Source organism: Actinosynnema sp. NPDC053489, assembly GCF_044544865.1.
In the GTDB taxonomy this organism is placed as follows: domain Bacteria; phylum Actinomycetota; class Actinomycetes; order Mycobacteriales; family Pseudonocardiaceae; genus Actinosynnema.
The window spans coordinates 196,721-215,035 of sequence record NZ_JBITXT010000009.1 but is presented as its reverse complement, the minus strand read 5'-3'; the positions used below and the strand labels follow the sequence as shown (position 1 = coordinate 215,035).

Genomic DNA, 18,315 nt, shown 5'->3' with positions numbered 1-18,315 from the left:
GACTGGACCGTCCCGTCCACCGCGGACTGGAGTGGTGTGTCCACTGTCGAGTTCAGCACGTCCTTGCCGGGCAAGGTCTTCAGCGTCCTCCTCGCCGGCAGCGTCCCCCCCGAGGTGAGCACCCGGGCCGCGCGGGAACTCGCCGACGCCTGGTCGGCCACCGGGACGTGGCTGCGCGACGCGCTGGACGACCTGCCGGGCTTGCGGAGCGCGGCCGGCGAAGCGCTGGACCGCGCGCTGCGCCGCAGGTTCGAGGTCCTGGCGGACGCGATCGCGGCGCTGCGCGAGTCCACTCGCGTCACGGCCTCGGCGCTGCGCGAGCTGGCGGTGCTGGTCGAGCACACCGAGCGCTCATTGCTGCTCGCGGTGACGCTGTTCGCCCAGTCGGTCCTGTCGCTGATGTCCACGCCGTTCACGGCCGCGTTCGTGCCGGTGCGGATCGCGGAGGGCAGGCTGGCGATCGCCCGGCTGATGGCGCGGGCGCACTGGTCGGTCCACGCCCTCGTGCAGCCCGCCCGGCTCGGCCTGCACGAGGCCCTCCAGGACTTCTTCGTGCAGTTGACCCAGATCGGGGACGGCAACCGCGCGGGCTTCGACGGCGGCAGCCTGGCGACGTCGTACGCCTTCGGCGCGGCCATGGGCGGGGTCGGCGGAGCCGCCCACCTCGGGGGCCACCGCCTGGCGCCCGACCTCGCCGACAAGTCCCTGTTCGACGGGCTGGTCGAAGGCGGCTCGGAGGTCGTCGTGGAGGTCGGCGCGGCGCTGGTCTCGGGGCAGGGGCTGGACGGGGCCTGGACGAGCCTGCTCGGCGGCGTGACCACGGGCACGGTCGAAGGGGCCGTCGAGCGGCGCTTCGGCGACGACGGCCTGGGTCGGCTCCACCAGCCGGACCTCGGGGGACTCAACGACACCGGGGGACTCGACGACACCGGAGGGCTGGGCGACACCGGCGAACGGGGTGGCACCACCGCGCGGGCCGGCGGCGACCGCGTGCCCGACCCGGGCGGCGCGGCCGGTGACGAGTCCGTGCCGCCCGACCACGACCACGTCCTCGCGCGGTCCGATGTGGACGGAGGCGGTGCGTCCTCCGGCGGTGCGGTGGTCGTCGGCCCACCGGCCGCTCCGGACGACGGTGCCGGGCACCGGGCCGGACCGTGGACCCGGCAGGGCCTCAAGGCCAGGGCCGACGCCCTCGTCACCCTCCACGCCGAGAGGGGCGAGACCTCCTTCCGCTCCGGCGGGTTCGCGCGCCAAGCCCGGCTGATCACCGGGGACACCCTCGGCACGACCACCGGCCCGCACCGCGGCGTCGAGCGGGACCTGGCCGTGGTCCTGGCGCACGAGCTGCACGCGGGCACCGACCTCCCGTCGGTGCGGGCGCTGGCCACCGACATCGCCCGCGACCTGGGCCTGCTCCCCGACCAACCCCGCCCGGTGGGCCACTCGGCGGGCGCGGCGGTGCAGCAGCTCCGCCACGGCGTCACCGGGCGCACCGGGCCGCCCTGGACGGAGGACGCGCTGCGCACGCGGGCGGCGGCCGACCGGGCCAGGTGGGAGGCCGCCGAACCGGCGGTGCGGCAGGCCGCCCACCGGCGCGCGCTGGAGGTCGTCGCCTCCGCCCTCGCCCCGAGCGCGCCGGCCGCGCTGCGGGACGACCTCGTCGACGTCCTCGCCGCCGACGCCGCCGGAGGCGGTTCGTACCCGCGCACCGCGCGGCTCGCCCGCGAGATCGCCGACGACCTGGGGCACGGGCCGACCACACCACCGACCGGGACGCCCCTCCCGGAGCTGACGGTCACCGCCCGGACCGGCTCGCTGGAGCCGGAGCAGCTGCGCCGGGTGCGCGAGCTGGCCCGGGACCTGCGGGACGAGCAGCTCAAGCGCGTCGAGCGCGGGTACGGGGACCTGTCGGTGACGGTCACCGGTCCGGCGCGGGCGTTGGCGCAGCTCGACGGGGTGCTGCGCGGCCACCGCCTCGACGTCGCCCTCGAAGCCCGGGAGGGCGGCGACGTCGAGGTGCGGGTCGACCGGGAGCTGCGGCCGCGACCCGACCAGGCGAGCCCGGAGAGGTCGGGCCCGGAGAAATCGGTTCCGGAGCGGTCGGCACCGGACCAGCCGGCGCTGCCCGGTGCACTCCTCGACACCCCCACCCGCGACGCGCTGGAGCGGATGCGGGCGGACCGGGCGGCGAGCCGGGTGCTGGACGACGAGGGGTGGCGGCACAGCCCGGCGGAGACGGCGCCCTGGTTCGAACCCGACCGCCGACCGGTGCCGTCCGCCGTGATCGAGGAGCTGAGGGGGCACGTGCCGGCGGTGCGCGTGCTGGGCGAGGACCGCTCGGTCCTGGACTCCTCCCGGGTGACGCGTGACGGGGTCCGCCTCGGGGTCGTCCACGGCCGCATCGCCTACGACACGCGCTCCTTCGAGGTCGGTGGCGTGCCCGTGCGGGACTTCACCGTGCGGCTTCACCTGGACCGGCCGTCGGCACCGGTCGCCGCGCCCGGTCGGGACGCCGACGACGCGCTGCGCGCCCGCGTCGCGGCGGGGGTGGAGCGGCTGTTCAACCGCGGCTACCGGTTGCCCGGCGGCGAGCAGTTCCACGTGACGGTGGAGTTCGTCGCCGACCCCGGTGACGCCCACGCGCGGATCAGGGTCGCCCCGCCGGGAGCCCGCGCCGACCAGCTCCGGTGGCCGGTGGACATCGCCGGGGAGACGGCCGCCCACGAGGTAGGCCACTTCCTCGGGCTGCGCGACGAGTACGTCGAGCGGGCGGAGGACCGCCGGGCCGTCTTCCAGCGCGGCAAGGGCCATGACCGGGTCGTGGACGACGGCGGGTTGATGGGCCGTCGGCGGCGCGGTGCGGAGCGCGGCCTGCGGCCCCGTCACCTGTGGCTCGTCGAGAACACCAGGCGGGCCACCGGGTCGAACCCCACCGGGTCCAACCCGGCCGGAACGGCTCCCACCGGGGCTCCGCCGCCTTCCGCGCCCGAGGACGGGATCACCCCGGTCGCCGATCCCCGATCCGCCGACCGGCGCGGGCGGGTCCCCGGCGCGGAACCGGCGGGGACCCGTGCCTCACCCGCCGACGAGGCCCCGCCGTCGACCCCCGCGCCCCTCGTGGTCCGGTCCCCGCTGCCCGGCCCGACCCCCCATCACCCGCGTGCCGTGCGCCTGCTGGACCCCGACGGCGTCGACATCGGGGCCGCCTTCCTCACGGGCCGTGAGGCCGACCTCGTGCGGTCGGCGTTCCGCAACGGGGCGGCGAAGCGGTTCCCGCCCCCGGCCGACGGGACGCGGCGGTTCTTCCTCGTGGCGCACCACGACGCGGGTGGGTTCCGCGTGCCGGGCGCCGTCCGGGCGGTGGGCCCGCGCCGGTTCGCCGAGCTGGCCGCGCTGGTCGGGGCGTTCGGACCGGGCACCCGGCCCACGGTGCTCAGCTGCGGCGTGACCCCCGCCGAGGCCGCGCTGCTGTCGGCGTCGGCCGCGGACCTCGGTTTCGGGGGCGTGGTCGAGACCCACCCCGGGGAGACGGGGCTCACCGCGACGGGCGAGGTCCGCGTGGCGCGGGAGGGTGAGCCGCTGCCCGCCGAGGAGGGCCTGGTCGTCCTCGGCGCGCCCGCACCGGTGCTGATGGTCCACTACACGGTCGGCGGCGCGGAGCGGGCGCGGTGGGCCGACCTGCACCGGCGCATGGCGGGCGAGGTGACGTCGCCGCCGACGATGACCGTGTTCGTGCACGGCCGGAAAGGCCGGTACTTCGTCGAGGGCCAGTGGCAGGACGCCGCGGTGCTGGCGGCGGCGGTGGGGCCGACGCTCGCCGCGCACGACGGGCACGTCCCGATGCCGGTCAGGCTGGTGGTCGACGTGGTCGGCGCGACCGCCGCCGACCGGGCCGCCGCGGCGCGGTTCGCGCACCTGCTCCGGGGCGACGGCCCGTACCGGCACGTCGAGGCGAACACCGAGCCCGCGCCCGCAGACCCCCGCACGGGGCAGGCCGACCTGGTCGACGCGGTGTTCCACCGGGTGTCCGTCCCCCGGCTGGAGGACGTGGCGAGGGCGGAGCTGCACGACGCGCCGGGCGGTCACCACGGCGTCGTGTTGACGCCCGACGTGGAGAACCACGATGACTACCGCGCGGGGGCGGCACTGCTCACCGACCACTCCCACCGCGTCGTGCTGCTGGAGGGGACCGACGGGTCGACCGAGTACCGCCGCGCGCCGTGGGCGGACCACGTCGTCGCCGACCGGGTCCGGCCGTTCACGGTCTGGCTCCGGGGCGGCGCCGACGGTTTCTCGGTGAGGCTGTCGGACGGCCGGGTGGACACCCTGACGCCCGAAGAGGCGGCCGAACTGGTGCGGCAGCACGTGGCCGCGCACGAGCGGGCGGGTGCCGCCGGGACGGTGCGGCGCCCCCTGGTGTTCCTGCTCGACGTGGGCCGGGGCGGGGCGGTGGTGGCGGAGCGGTTCAAGCGCGCCGTCGACGTGGTGTTCCCCCGCCACCCGTACTACCTGTTCACCGGAGAGGTGGTGCCCACGGTCCTCGGCACGGCCGGTCCCCGCGTGCCCGCACGGCGGGTTGGCCTGCTGACGCTGCGCTCGGACGCGCCGATCCTCGTGGAGCCGGGGGTGCGACCGCAGCACCTGGCGCTCGGGGTGCGGGGCAACCAATTCGACCTGACCGCCAAGGAAGGCGGCGTCGCCGGGGTGCAGGCCGTCGTCGACGCCGTGCTCCACGGCGGCGCGGGGCGCGAGCACTGGGGTGACCGGCCGCCCCTGGTCGTGAGCTGGCTCTCGTCCCGGTGGCACGTCACCGTCCCGCTGACCGACGGGTACCGCGTCCAGTTGGGCGGCCGGGAGGTCGGGCGGCACCTGCTGGACCGCCTGCGGTTCGCCGCGGCCCTGCGCGACGACCCGGACCTGCCGGTGGTCCTCGTCGGTCCCGGCGTGGGCCACCGGCCGCACACCGGCAGCGGGTACGACTTCGCCTCGGCCCTGCGCGAGCGGCGCGACTTCCGGGACGTGCACGAGTTCTGGGTCGAGCCCGGCGGCAGGCCGCGGCACCGGCTCGTGTCGGGGTGGCGCGCGGGCGACGTCGACGTGGAAGTCCTGGTGAACTCCGAGCGGGAGGCGGTGGCCGTGCTGGTGCGGTCGTCGGGCGACGAATCCCAGGCCGCCCGGCTGCGCCGGTGGGCGCACGCGTTCACCGGCGACCGGACCCGGTACTTCGACCGCCCCGACTCCTCCGACGGCGCGCTGCCGCCGTCGGAGGGCGGTCCGCCGGTCTTCCTGCTCGTGACGCGGCTGGCCGGTGGCTACGCGGCCCGGTCGGACGGGTACGAGGTCGTGCTCGACGGGCGGGAGCTGGCCGCGGTCCTGCACAGCGACCCGCGCCTGCGGGAGGCGGCGGGGGACTTCGAGAACAGGCCGTTCGTCTTCGCCGCGCTCAACGGACCGACCCCCGACCTGGAGGCGTTCATCCGGGAGATGCACGTCGGGGGCTACGGCAGGCGGGTCCACCGCCCCGAGGGGGTGCCGGACTTCCGGCCGGACGGGCGCGTCGTGCTCGACGCGCCCGGGTTCACCGCCCTGCCCAGGGTCCGGCGCCACCCCGACGACTTCGTGACCCACCCGCTGGTGGACTGGTCCACGGGCCGGGTCGAGGGGCAGTTCTTCCCGCTCGACTGGAAGGACGTGGCGGTGATGCCGCACTCCAGGAACGCGGAGCGGCAGAACCGGCCGCGGTACTACTACAGCCAGGTGCCGGGACCGGACCTGCGGCTCCAGGAGGTCCCGCTCCCCATCGAGTGGCTGGACTCGCCGGTGCCGCCCTGGTACCTCGACGCCCACGGCACGACGTCGGACATCGGCGCCGCCCTGCGCACCCCGGACCCGATCGGCATCGGCGACGCCATCGCCCTGGAGCCGGAGGAGGCGGGCCGGGTCCTGACGGCCAACCGGATCTACCTCTCGGTCCCGCACCCGCCGGGCGAGCAGAAGGTGGCGGCGATCTGCCTGATCGGCAAGGAGCGCATCGCGGGCGCGCCGGTGGGCGCCCACCTGCGCGCGGCGTTCGAACTGGCGGAGGGGACCGCGGTCCGGTTCTGGAACGCCACCGACACCCTCCTCTACAGGCTCTCGGGGTACCGCATCGTGGAGCAGTCGGGGGTCTACGAGGCCGCGCCGTCGGTGAGGGTGGTCCGGAGGTGACGGCCCGGACCGGCGTCCCCCGTGCCGGCCGGGCGGGTCAGCCGCCCTCCGCGCGGTCGGGGAGCCGGTGCGGCGCGACGTCGCCGACCAGCGTGCCCAGCAGGTCCAGGTGGCGGTCGCGCAACCCGCCGGGCGGCAGGTCGTGCAACGGCGGCCGGTGGAAGTCGCCCATCAGGGAGCCGAGGACGCGCGGCGGCGCCAGGTCGCGGTCCGGTTCGGGGCGGTCGAGGTCCTCCGGGCGCGCGCCGTGCTCGTCGCGCAGGCCCAGCTGGTGCCCCAGCTCGTGGGCGTACTCCAGCGCCGGGCGGCCGACCCGCCACCGCCGCTGGTCCGAGGACGCGACCGACGGGTCGTCGGTCAGGACGACCTCCCAGTGGGCGGGTTCCGCCGAGGGCGCCCGCTCGACCCGCACCAGGAGCCGGTCCCCGACCGGTCCGGTGCGGAAGACGTGGCCGGGCGCGTTGTAGACCTCGCGCACGCCGCGCTCCAACGCGCTCCAGGTGTCGGCCACGTCCCGGTCGGTGGTCGTGCCGTGCGGGGCGAACGCGATCCGGACGGTCAACTCGGTGACCCGCTCGCCGGCGCGCTCCACGCGCCGCACGTCGAACGAGCCGCTGACGACGGTCGGCCCGGCCAGGCCGTCGGCCGCCCGCAGGGCCCGCCCGAACCGGTGGCGCAGCAGGGGATCCGCGTCGGCTCCCGCCGCCACGTCGAACCGGGCCCGGTGCTCCCGGTCGTCCCGGGTGCGGTGGGCGAGGTCGACGAGCCTCGGCCGCGGGTCCGCCCACGAGTGCTCGCGCCGGACCGCCGGGACCGCCGCCCTGGCCGACTCCCAGGCGTCGCGGGTCAACCCGAAGGGCGTGGCGGGGGAGTCGGGAGCCCGGTCGGTGGGGACGCCGTGCGCGGGGCCCGGCGTCCCGGCGGGCGCCCGCGGCACGGGCGAGCGCCACGAGGCCGCCCGCGGCCCGGGCGGGGACAGCCGCGCGGCCACCCGCTCCTCACCGAGCACGGGGCGCAGTTCCCAGCCCGGGTGCAGGTACTCGTAGGCGTCGTCGGGCAGCTCGACCTCCACGTCGCCGCGGGGGCCGGTGCGGCGGTGGGTGACGGAGGTGACCTGGCGCGCGAGGTCGGGTCGGGAGGCGAGGAAGGAGAGCACGGCGTCCCACCCGTCCTCCGGTGAGGGGAGCCGGTCGACGAGCGCGGCGACGGCGGTGAGGTGCAGGTCGCCCTCGCGGTTGACCAGGTCGCGGACGAGGGTGTGGACGACGCGCTGGAGGGTGGCGAGGACCTCGGCGTCGTCCAGGTCGCGCCCCGGTCGCGCGACGGGGGTGTCCACCCAGCTCATGTCGCTGTTGACGGTCACGCCCGACTCGACCCGCGGCAGGTCCTGGTACCTGGTCCGCAGCTGCGCGGCCAGGTCGTGCAGGGTGCCCGGCCCGGTGCGGTGCACGACCGAGTTGCGGCGCACGTCGGTCCGTGGGTCGCGGAAGGCGTCCGGCGCCTTGGTGAGCAGGTCCGGCGGGACGACCTGCCGCTGGGCCAGGGTGTACTTCCGCTCCAGGACCAGCAGCTGCACCGCCGCCACGGGGTGCTCCCGGGGCGCGACGACCACGCTGTTGCCGATGGTGGCCCTGGGCGGGACGTGGACGGCGTACGCCTGCGGCGTCGTGATCACCGCTTCGAGGGCCGAGGTGTCGGTGACGGCGTTGTCGCCGTCGAGGTAGGCCCCGCCCATGTGGTGGACGACCTCCCAGCGGAGGATGTCGCTGGCCGCGGCGTAGCCGGAGGGCACCAGCTTGGCCCGCTCCGCGGCGAACTCCGGGTGCCGCACCAGCGGGTTCTCCTCGTGGAAGTACTCGTCGACGTTGACGAGGACGACGCGGTGGTCGAGCGCCCACTCGCGCAGGGAGCGGACGTCGGCCGACGGGTCGGGCGCGCCGGCGGCGGGCGGGGGCGTGGTGTCGGCGCGGGCGAAGTCGGCCCTGGGCACGTCGGTCCACAGCACCTGCGTCCAGTCCCCGGCCCTGGCCGCGACCCGCTCCCGGAACGCGGCGTGCCCGCCCTGGTCGGTCAGCGGCCCGCCGAGCCAGATGGAGTGCATGAGCTTGGGCAGGTGCAGGACCGGGGGCAGCGGCGCCTCGCGTCCCCTGGGCGCCCAGGCGGTGAGGTCGGTGCCGCGCCGGTCGCTGGTGAGCACCCGGTCGGCGGCGTCGGGCAGGTCCCGGGCGGTCAGCGGCGGCACGGGGTCGGTGCGGGTGAGGTCCATCGCGTGCAGGAGGCTGACGAGCTGCCCGGTGGTCAGGGCGTCGTGGTCGAGGCCCAGCAGGAAGGGCGGGGTCGGCGCGGGTGCGCGCAGGCCGAACAGGTCGGGCCCGAACACGTCGACCAGGTCGTCGTCCCGCTCGTCCTCCGGGACCACCGAGTCCGTCAACCAGCCCGCCCACAGGCGTCCCAGCGGCACGTCGCCCGGCGCGGGGGGTCGGCGCGGGGCGCGGTCGGCCGCGTCGTCGGCCACGGGGCGGGTCGAGGTCCCGGGCCGCGCCTGCGGACCCGGGACGTCGTCGGGCCGCGGGTGCGCGTCCGGTACGCGCTCGCCGCGCGGCAGGTCGCCGTCGCGCTCGGTGTTCCGGTGGTCCGGTGCCGGCGCGGGTTCGGGTGTGCCGGTCACCGCGTCCGCGCCGCGATCCCGCCCCGCCGACCCGCCGGCGGCACGACCCTCCCCGGCCGCCTCCGGGACGGCCCCGCCGACCCCGCCACCGGAGTCCGCGGTGGCCGGGTCCGCGCCGTCGAGGTCCGTGCCGCCGAGGTCCACGCCGCCGAACTGCACGCCGCTGAAGTCCACGCCACCGAAACGGCGCTCCACCGCGCCCTGCCCGGCGCCGGTCGCCACGCCGTTGACCACGCCGGTCCACACGTCGCCCAAGCCCTGCCCCAGCGCCACCGCCGCGCCCAGCCCGACCAGCCCTTCCGCGGCGCCCTCGGAAACCCCGTCGAACCACGGCGCGTCCGCCACCCCCGGCGTCCACCGGCGACCCGCGAGGTGGGCGCCGCCGACCAGCCCGCCCGCCGCGGCGCCCGCGACCGCCGAGGTCGCCACGTCCGACCACGCCACGTCGCCCCGCTTGCCCTGCGCGAGCTGCGCCAGGTACGGGAGCATCGCCTGCTGGAACCCGCGCTGCGCCTCCCGCGCCGCGTGCGCCAGCACCGCGGTCGACCAGTGCAGGTGCCCGAGCAGCCGCGCCACCCACGCCCGCGCCCGCACCAGCACGCCGATCGCGAACAGCCGCGTCACCGGGCTGAGCAGCAGCCCGACCGCCCACTTCACCAGCAGCCCGACCTGAACGGCGATCCCGTACTCGACAGCCTCGACGCCCAGCGCCAGCTCCCGCAGCGCGTCGCGCGGCACGGCGGTCCACGCCGACAGCGACTCCAGCGCCCCTCGCGACGCCCCCAGCAACCGCGCCACGCCCTCGGCGGCCGCGCCACCGCCCAGCCCGGCGGGCAGCCGCCCGACGTCGTCCGCCGCGGCCGACAGCCACGTGCCCAGTGCTTCCCACTGGTCGGCCAGCGCCCGGGCGGCGGCCACGCTCACCTCGGGCAGCTTCTGCCCCGCGAGCACCACCGCCCACGCGTTACCGGCACCGGACGGGTCGAACTCCAGCGACACTGCGGCTCCCGCCGGGGGTTGAGGGGTGGGCGGGCGGTCGCGAACGCGTCACCCGGACAGCCGCCGCGTCACAGCTCCAGCACGACCTTGCCGCGGACCCGCTCGGTGGCCACCTCGCGGTAGGCGTCGGCCGCGTCCTCCAGCGGCAGCACCCCGGCCACCTCGACCCGCAGCGCGCCGGAGTCGACCAGGTCCGCGATGTGCCGCAGCGCCGCGCCGTCCGGCTCCACGAGGAACGACGTGGCCGCGAACCCGCGCTCGCGGAACTCGTGCACGAGGTGGTGCGGGGCGCCGGAGGCGATGGCCACGTACAGCCCGCCCGGTTCCAGCACGGCCAGGGACCTGCTGCCGGTGGACTCGTGGTCGTCGCCCACCAGGTCCAGCACGACGTCGATGCCGCCGATCCGCTCCTCGAACGGCCCCTCGGTGTAGTCGACGCAGTCGTGCGCGCCCAGCTCGCGCAGCCAGCGGTGGTGGTGCGCCCGGGCGGTGGTGGTGACGTGGCAGCCCAGGTGCCTGGCGAGCTGCACGGCCAGGTGCCCGACGCCGCCCGCGCCGGCGTGCACCAGCACCCGGTCGCCCTCCCGGACGCCCGCGGTGTCCGTGAGGGCCTGCCACGCGGTCAGCGCGGCCAGCGGCAGGGCGGCGGCGTGGACGTGGTCGACCGACTTCGGCTTGCGGGCGAAGTGCCGCGCCGGCGCGGTCACGTACTCGGCGTGGCCGCCGGCCGCGCGCGGGAACCACGGCATGCCGTAGACCTCGTCACCGGGGGCCAGGGTGGTCACGCCGAACCCGACCTCCTCGACCACGCCGGAGACGTCCCACCCGAGGGTGAACGGCGGCTCGCCGACCACGGGGGCCATCGCCTCGCCGCGGCCGGTCTTGACGTCGCACGGGTTCACGCCCGCCGCGACCACGCGCACCAGCACCTCGGTCGGCAGCGGAACCGGCCTGGGTGCCTCCACGAGCGCGAGCAGCTCAGGACCGCCGAAGCCGGTCTGCCTGATCGCCCGCATCGTCCGACTGCCTGTCACGGTCGCCTCCTCGGCACGGGTGGGAAGCCCGGCGCCGGTGGGTGGGGAGGCCGGCGCCGGGCGGGACGGGGTGGACCGGTCCGGTGCTAGTAGCGGAAGACGGACCCGTCGCGGTAGGTGTGGAAGACCTCGTTGGCGTACCGCGTGGTGTAGGAGCGGCGCAGCGTGTTCGGCGCGGGGTTGGCGCCCGGCACCGCGGCCAGCTGGATGGTCACGTACTCGTTGCCGGCGTGCGTGACCGAGGTGCACCGGTTGGCCGGGACCGCCGCGGAGGGCGCCTTCCCGGACCGGACGACGGAGGCGAGGTGGAGGTCGGAGTAGTTGCACAGGGTCAGCAGGTACTCGGGCGCGGCCGAGGCGACACCCGTCACCGCGAACACCGCCGAGCCGGCCAGGGCGGTGGCCACGAGGGAGGTGGCGAGGCGGCGCGGGGCCGAGGCGGTGGGCACGGTGTTCCTCCGGTGCGGTCGACGCGCTTGCGACGCGGTGTGCTTGCGACGCAGTCTGGGAGACCCGCGCGCCACCCGCTCCCGCCCACCGGGCCCTTGTGCGCGAAGGGGAAGCGCGCCGTGCCCGGACCGCTCGCCGGGCGGGCGATCCGGCTCACGACCGGGACGGCGGGTTCGGCCGCCGGTTCCGGTGGTCCCCCCGTGGCACGAGTTGCCGTGGACCGCGCCCCGCACTCGTGCGTCCGACACGGGCGGTCCACTCGGGACACCGGACGATGCGGTCCCGGTTCCCGTTAGGGCAGCGTTGCGCCGACGGCGGGAGTCGCGCTGGACCGATCAGGTCATGATGGCGCCGCAGCACATCGGCTGAGCACCACGGGAGGCGGCGGTGGTGGTGGTGGACGACGGGAACGAGACGACCGAGTCGATCGCGGTGTGGCCGGCGGACGACTGGGCGACCGGGCTGTTCCAGGTGCTGGCCCCGTTGCCCAGCGGGTGCGAGCCGTTGCGCGTGGACGTGGTGGGCGGCGGGCCGGTCGGCCTGGTGTTCGCGTGCACGCTGCGGGCGATGATGGGGGACCAGGTCGCCGTCCGGGTCCACGACCGGCGGTGGGCGCGGCGGGGCGGCCGGGTGGTGTGGCTGGGTGAGGCCGACGGGAACTTCCGGCGCGAGCAGGTCGTGACGCTCCAGGGCAACGTGTGGTCCACCCTGCCGCACCAGATGCGGGAGCGGTTGTTCGCGGCCGGCCGGTACACCGAGATGTGGCCGCTGGGCCCGGACTCGCCGGCGGAGAAGGGCCGCCCGCGCAACGTCAGGATCCGGTGGGTGGAGGACTGCCTCCTGGAGATGGCGCAGGACGTCTACGACGTCGAGCCGGTCCCCGGTCGCTACGAGGTGCCGGACTCCTTCGACGACACGCACATCCTGGTGATCGCGGACGGCGCGAACTCGCCGACCCGCAAGGCGCTGGGCGACCACTTCGGCACCCCGGACCACGACTTCTACTCGGTCGGCGGCGAGCAGCTCGTGGAGACCGTGCTCGGCATCCGCGTCCGGGGCAACCTCCCCGACGAGCACACCGTGCCGCTGACGGTCAGCCAGAACCGCTACCTGTTCAACTCCCTCGGTGGCGGGTTCGTCAACATGCGCCTGACCGCCGAGGAGGCGTCGGAGATCGTCGCGATCGGGGAGGACGCCCCGGTGGACTGCATCGGGGTCCACGGCTGCACCGTGGTGCCGCGCGGCGACCGGTTCGTCTGCGACCGCCACCGCGCGGTCTTCAAGCCCTCGGTGGACCGGCTGTCGTTCCTGTGGCCGCGGGTCCTGGACGGCGCGCGGTTCTTCGGCGCGGAGCCGCGGGACATCCTCGGCATCACCGCGTTCGAGCTGTCGATGACCCAGAACGCCCGGTTCACCGCCCAGCTGGCGCCCTCGACGTTCGGCTTCCTCGTCGGGGACGCGGCCAACTCGCTGCACTTCTGGCCCGGCCGCGGCCTGAACACCGGGGTCAAGAGCGCGCTGTCGCTGGCGGGGACGCTGCGCTCGCGCTGGCAGGGCCGCCCGTTCCGCGCCTCGGACTTCTCGGCCCACGAGGGCCTGATGCAGCAGCTCCAGTACCGCGAGAAGTCCCGCGCCTGGACCACCATGGTCATGCCCGACGACAACGGCCTGCCCCGGCTGATCGGGGACCGGTTGCGCGACGGGCTCAAGGGCCCCCACGACCGGGCCGCGCTGACCGCGATGCTGTTGGAGCGCGTGAAGGACGTCAAGGCGCGGCTGGCCGGCCGCATGGGTCCGCTGCCGCCGGACGAGTGGTACCTCCGGCGCATCGGCGGCCTGCACGTCAAGACGCTGGCGCAGCTGGTCGAGAGCGGGCCGTGGATCACCCGCGAGATCGGCGGCGACGAGGTGACCGTGGACGTGGACTTCCCCGCCGAGCCGCCCGTGCCGCCCGTGCCGCCCGTGCCGGCGTGGCGCGACGTGCCGGTCGCGACCCTGCGCATCGTGCCGGAACCGCTGGTCGAGCAGGTCGACTCCGCGCAGACGGTCCTGACCCCGCTGCGGGACGTCCTCCCGCTCGCCGGGACCTGACGCCCGACTCCGCGTCACCGTCTTGACAGTGACGCGAGGTGCCGCCCAGAATCGAGTCACCTTTTGAACGGTGACGCGGCTCGGTGCGCCGCGGTCCGGAACTCGCCACCCCTGGAGGAGACTCCCGATGACGTCCGGAACACCCCAGACCCGCGGCCCGTGGCCGGTCGACGAGTACCTGTACTTCGTGGACCGCGCCTTCGCCGGGATGCTGTCCGCGGTGGACCGACTGGGCCCCGAGCGCGGCAACACCGCGCCGCCGCTGCCCGGCGCCAACAGCCCCTACGCGATCGTGCACCACTGCGTCGAGGTCGTGGACTACTGGATCGGGCACCTGCTGGCCGGTCGGCCGACGGCCCGCGACCGGGACGCGGAGTTCCACGCGATCGGCGACCCGCGCGAGCTGCGCGACCGGGTGGCCGCGCAGCTGCGCCGGGTGCGGGAGGACCTGGCCGGCGTCGACCTCGCCGCCCCGCCCGCCACCGCGCCGCCGCCCGAGTACCGGGGACCGGGTCGACCGCTGAGCGGTGCCGGCGTGCTGCTGCACGTGCTGGAGGAGCTGGCGCAGCACCACGGTCAGGTCGAGATCAGCCGAGACCTGCTGGGCGCGTCGTGACCACCGACCCGCTGTTCGACGGCCGCACCGCGGCGGAGCTGCGCGCCGGGTACGGGGTCAAGTGGGGGCGCGTCGCCGATGACGTGCTGCCCGCCTGGGTGGCCGACATGGACTTCCCGGTGCCGCCGGTGGTGGTGGAGGCGCTCGACCACGCGGTGCGGCACGGCGCGCTCGGCTACCCCGACTGGCCCGGCGGCAACCCGTTGCGCGCCGCCTTCGCGGCGCGGATGGGGGCGCGGTACGACTGGCGGCCCTCCGCCGACGAGGTCCGCGAGCACACCGACCTCATCCAGGGGCTCCAGCTCACGCTGCACCTGGCCACGTCGCCGGGCGACGGCGTGCTGGTGCAGACCCCGAACTACCCGCCGTTCCTCGCCACCATCACCACGATGGGGCGGCGGCGCGCGGAGTCGCCGTGGCTGCGGACCCCCGACGGGTGGGCGCCCGACTTCGCCGGGCTCGACCGCGCCGCCCGGGACTGCCGGGTGCTGCTGCTGGTCAACCCGCACAACCCGACCGGGCGGGTGCTCACCCGCGACGAGCTCGGGGAGTTCGCGGCCATCGCGCGCCGCCACGACCTGCTGGTCGTCAGCGACGAGATCCACGCCGAGCTGGCCCACCACCCGCACGAGCACGTGCCGTTCGCCTCGGTGAGCGAGGACGCCGCCCGGCGCACGGTCACGCTGACCTCGGCCACCAAGGCGTTCAACCTGGCGGGCCTGCGCTGCTCGGTCGCCCACTACGGGCCCGAGCGGCTGCTCGCCCTGCGCGACGCCCAACCCCCCGACCTGTACGGCGTCGTGTCGACCCTCGGCGTGGTCGGGACGCTGGCCGCCTGGGAGGAGGGCGACGACTGGCAGCGCCGCCTGCTGCGCGTGCTGGACCGCAACCGGCGGCGGACCGCCGCCGCGCTCGCCGCGTGGGGCGGGGCCGAGCCCTTGCCCGAAGCCGGCTACCTGTACTGGTTCCCGGCCGCGCTGCTGGGCGTGACCGGTGACGACCCGGTCGCGGAAGTCCTGGACCGGACGCGGGTCCTGCTCGACGGGGGCGCCGGCTTCGGCGGGGGCGGTCACCGCCACCTGCGGCTCAACTTCGCCACCGGCGCGCCGGTCCTGGAGGAGGTGCTGACCAGGCTCTCCGCCGCGGTCGCGCGCTGAGCGGACGCGTCGGGCGCGGCTGGTGAGCGGGCCTTTCGAGCGGCCGGGCCGCGCGGTCGCCCGGGAGGCGCACCGGAGGTCGATCGCGCCGCGGCGACGACCGGGCGGTACGGCCGACGCCGGGCGCCCGCACGGCACGCGGGTCGCCGGTCGGCACGCCGGGCGCCCGCACGGTGGCCGGGTCGCCCGGTCGGCTCAGCCCAGCGCCTTCAGCACCGCCCGCGCGGTGTCCGCGCTGGACTGCGGGTTCTGGCCCGTCACCAGCGTGCCGTCCACCACGACCGTGCTCGACCACGCCGGTCCGGTCTCCAGCACCGCGCCCAGCTCGCGCAGCCGCCCCTCCACCGAGTACGGCACGGCCAGGCCGCCCTGGCGCTCCTCTTCATCGGTGAACGCCGTCATCCGCCGCCCGGCGAACGCGAACGAGCCGTCCTCGCGCACCGCGGGCAGCAGCCCGGCCGGGCCGTGGCACAGGGCGGCGACGACCTTGCCCGCGTCGGCGAACGACACCAGCAGCCTGCCCAGCGCCGGGTCGGTGGCCAGGTCCGCCATCGGGCCGTGACCGCCGGGCAGCACCACGGCGTCGTAGTCGGCCGGGTCCACGTCCGCCAGCACCAGCGGCGCGGACAGCTCGTCCGAGATGGACTCCAGGTAGGCGTCGAACTCCTCGGTGCGGCTGGCGGCGTCCACGACCGGTCGCGCCCCACCCGGCGTGGCGATGTCGACCCGTGCGCCGGCCTCGCGCGGCACGCGCACCGACTCCACGACCTCCTCGGCCCAGAACCCGGTGGCGTGGCGCGAACCGTCGGCCAGCACCAGCTCGTCCGCCGCAGACACCACGACCAGAACCCTGCTCATCGAAAACTCCTTCCACATCACTGCCTCGACGACCAGTCCATCACCTTTCCGTCGAGTAGGCTGATCGGAGCCATAAGCACCGTTATGCCCCGGAGTTGACCTGGTGTCCGACCTCGACCTGCTGGCCACGTTCGTGGAGATCTACCGGAGCGGGTCGCTGACCGCCGCGGCGCAGCGGCGCGGCCTGACGCAGCCCGCCGTGAGCGGGCAGCTCGCCCGCCTCGAACGGGAGCTGGGCGAGCCGCTGTTCACGCGCGGCAGCCGCGGTGTGACACCCACGGCACGGGCCGACGACCTGGTCCGGCGCGTCGGCGCGCACGTGGACGCGCTGCGCTCCGCGGTGTCGGGCGTGGACGGGCGGGCGGCGTTCGCGGGCACCGTCCACCTCGCGGGCCCGGCCGAACTGCTGACCGCCCGGGTGCTGCCCGCCCTGGCCCCGCTGACGACGCGCGGCCTGCGCCTGCGGGTCTCGGTCGGTCTCGCCGCCGACCTGCTCGCCGCGCTGGTCAACGCGCGGCTGGACCTGGTCGTGTCGTCCGTGCGGCCGACGGACCGGGCGCTGAGCGCGACGCCGTTCGCGGACGAGGAGTTCGTGCTCGTCGGCGCGCCCACCCTGGTGCGGTCGGTGGACCGGGAACTGCTCGCCCTCGACCCGGTGCGGGCGCTGGCGCACCTGCCCCTGGTGGCCTACGCCGAGGAGTTGCCGATCATCCGCCGCTACTGGCGCAGCGAGTTCGGCCGCCGCCCGCCGAACCAGGTGGCGGTGGTCGTGCCGGACCTGCGCGCGGTCCTGGCCGCGGTCGTGGCGGGCGCGGGGGTGTCGGCGCTGCCGCGCTACCTGGCCGAACCGGCGCTGTCGGCCGGGTCGGTGGAGCCCGTGCACGTGGCCGCGGTGCCGCCGCTCAACACCCTGTTCCTGGCCACCCGCGTCGGCGGCCTGGCCAACCCCTCGGTGGCCCTGGTCCACGACCACCTGCTGGACCGCTCGAAGCACTGGGCCGGGCTCTGAACCCGGCGCGGTCCACCGCCCGACCGCGTCGCGTCAGGCCCGGGCGCACACGACCGACGGCCCGTCGATGCGGCCGAAGACCCGGTTCACGCGCTCGGCGCCGTAGCCGTCGTTCGTGCTGCCGCGCAGGTCGGCGATCTTCCCGGAGACGATGTCCACCCCGCCCGGCCCCGGGCACCATCCGCCCGGACCCTGTCGGCGCAGGGCCTGACCGGCATCGACATCCGCCAGGAGGGCGACGCCGCGCTGGCGGGCCAGGACCTTCGGGGTCGGCGCGGTCTACCGTGATTCCACCCCGGACAATCTGCTCGCCGGCTTCGGCCTCCCCGCCGGTCGATCCGTCGCCTGTTCGCCCGTCACACCGCTGGTTGTCCCGCGGTGTCACCGGTCGGGTAGCCGCCCAGCCGGCAGGACCAGTGCTCCGGGTCGACGGGGCACCTCCAGCCGGTCGCCCCGTCGACCACGGCGACGCGGGCCGGGTGGCCGTGCCCGGGGCAGAGCGGGGTGGTGACGGCGAACTGCCGTACGACCTCCTGCTGGAGACCGTCGGCCACCGCGGTGGTCACGTCGGCCGGGGCGAACACGCCGAACCCCGCGTGGTCCACCCGGACCATGACGCCCCCGTGGTCGCCCGGGGCGTCGACGACGGTGACCGTCACGGGCGGATGCTCCGGAATGGGAGGCTGCGCTCCGGCGACCAAGTCGGTCAGCGTCGGGACGATCGCTGCGACGGCGAGTGCCGCCAGTTCGGGTTCGCGGGCCGCGGTGGGTGCGCGGACGACGAACGGGGAGGGAGGCGGCGGATCGTCGTGGTCGAGGTGGTCGGTCACGCCGGCAGCGTAGTGCGCCGCATCGGCACCGAGTCCGCCCGCGCCGCGTCCTCGACGCCGTGCCGGATGCCGCTGCCCCGGCTGATCGGCACCGTGCCGCCATCGCGGGCCGACGCGACGGTGAAGCGGTCCCGGTACTCGACCCGGCCCTTCTGGCACGGCCGAGGGCCGTGGAAGACGCAGTCCGGATGTTCGACGTGATCGTTCGCGGCGATGCGTTCGCCGTCGCGGTCCAGGGTGGTGAACTCGGTGACCGGGCCGATGATGCCCACCGCTCACGACTCGCTGATCTGGAGGCTCCGGGCGTGGTACCGCGGCAGGTTGGCGAACGACACCTGGCCGGTGAATCGCGACCGCCCCGCACGGGGTCGCCCAGCCCTGGGCGGCCTGCGTCGA

The 18,315-nt window shown here is 76.1% G+C and carries 12 protein-coding genes; 5 read left to right on the top strand and 7 right to left on the bottom strand.

The window, feature by feature from the left end:
• Positions 1–36: 36 nt before the first annotated feature.
• On the top strand, positions 37–6,207 hold the full coding sequence (locus ACIGNX_RS22325; RefSeq protein ID WP_396542590.1) for a hypothetical protein: 6,171 nt from the start codon (positions 37–39) through the stop codon (positions 6,205–6,207).
• Positions 6,208–6,244: 37 nt separating this feature from the next.
• Here ACIGNX_RS22325 and ACIGNX_RS22320 read toward each other — a convergent pair whose 3' ends face one another.
• The 3 genes from ACIGNX_RS22320 to ACIGNX_RS22310 form a co-directional block, all read right to left on the bottom strand.
• The gene (locus ACIGNX_RS22320) at positions 6,245–9,874 is read right to left on the bottom strand and encodes a hypothetical protein (RefSeq protein ID WP_396542589.1); all 3,630 of its coding nucleotides are present in this window, start codon (positions 9,872–9,874) and stop codon (positions 6,245–6,247) included.
• A 68-nt stretch (positions 9,875–9,942) separates the two neighbouring features.
• The gene (locus tag ACIGNX_RS22315) at positions 9,943–10,890 is read right to left on the bottom strand and encodes an NADP-dependent oxidoreductase (RefSeq protein ID WP_396542659.1); all 948 of its coding nucleotides are present in this window, start codon (positions 10,888–10,890) and stop codon (positions 9,943–9,945) included.
• A 104-nt stretch (positions 10,891–10,994) separates the two neighbouring features.
• On the bottom strand, positions 10,995–11,357 hold the full coding sequence (locus ACIGNX_RS22310) for a hypothetical protein (RefSeq protein ID WP_396542588.1): 363 nt from the start codon (positions 11,355–11,357) through the stop codon (positions 10,995–10,997).
• 388 nt (positions 11,358–11,745) lie between these two features.
• On the opposite strand from ACIGNX_RS22310, the gene ACIGNX_RS22305 reads away from it, so the two are divergent.
• The 3 genes from ACIGNX_RS22305 (at position 11,746) to ACIGNX_RS22295 (ending at position 15,222) form a co-directional block, all read left to right on the top strand.
• Positions 11,746–13,449 (top strand): hypothetical protein, encoded by a 1,704-nt coding sequence (locus ACIGNX_RS22305; protein WP_396542587.1) that lies wholly within the window; start codon positions 11,746–11,748, stop codon positions 13,447–13,449.
• A gap of 127 nt (positions 13,450–13,576) precedes the next feature.
• Positions 13,577–14,065, top strand: a complete 489-nt coding sequence (locus ACIGNX_RS22300; protein WP_396542586.1) for a DinB family protein — start codon at positions 13,577–13,579, stop codon at positions 14,063–14,065.
• On the top strand, positions 14,062–15,222 hold the full coding sequence (locus ACIGNX_RS22295) for a MalY/PatB family protein (RefSeq protein ID WP_396542585.1): 1,161 nt from the start codon (positions 14,062–14,064) through the stop codon (positions 15,220–15,222). The genes ACIGNX_RS22300 and ACIGNX_RS22295 overlap by 4 nt, the downstream gene beginning before the upstream one ends.
• Positions 15,223–15,417: 195 nt before the next feature.
• Here ACIGNX_RS22295 and ACIGNX_RS22290 read toward each other — a convergent pair whose 3' ends face one another.
• Complete coding sequence (locus tag ACIGNX_RS22290; RefSeq protein ID WP_396542584.1) at positions 15,418–16,080, bottom strand: type 1 glutamine amidotransferase domain-containing protein; 663 nt, start codon at positions 16,078–16,080, stop codon at positions 15,418–15,420.
• Between the two features lie 103 nt (positions 16,081–16,183).
• Here ACIGNX_RS22290 and ACIGNX_RS22285 point away from each other — a divergent pair, with 103 nt between their 5' ends.
• Positions 16,184–17,089: a LysR family transcriptional regulator gene (locus ACIGNX_RS22285; protein ID WP_396542583.1), complete on the top strand. Its 906-nt coding sequence runs from the start codon at positions 16,184–16,186 to the stop codon at positions 17,087–17,089.
• Positions 17,090–17,122: 33 nt separating this feature from the next.
• Here ACIGNX_RS22285 and ACIGNX_RS22280 read toward each other — a convergent pair whose 3' ends face one another.
• The 3 genes from ACIGNX_RS22280 to ACIGNX_RS22270 form a co-directional block, all read right to left on the bottom strand.
• Positions 17,123–17,248, bottom strand: coding sequence for a hypothetical protein (locus tag ACIGNX_RS22280; protein ID WP_396542582.1), 126 nt, complete (start codon positions 17,246–17,248; stop codon positions 17,123–17,125).
• 197 nt (positions 17,249–17,445) lie between these two features.
• Entirely contained in the window at positions 17,446–17,748 is a 303-nt protein-coding gene (locus ACIGNX_RS22275) for a hypothetical protein (protein ID WP_396542581.1), read from the bottom strand.
• A 167-nt stretch (positions 17,749–17,915) separates the two neighbouring features.
• Positions 17,916–18,191: a hypothetical protein gene (locus ACIGNX_RS22270; RefSeq protein ID WP_396542580.1), complete on the bottom strand. Its 276-nt coding sequence runs from the start codon at positions 18,189–18,191 to the stop codon at positions 17,916–17,918.
• Positions 18,192–18,315 lie beyond the last annotated feature (124 nt).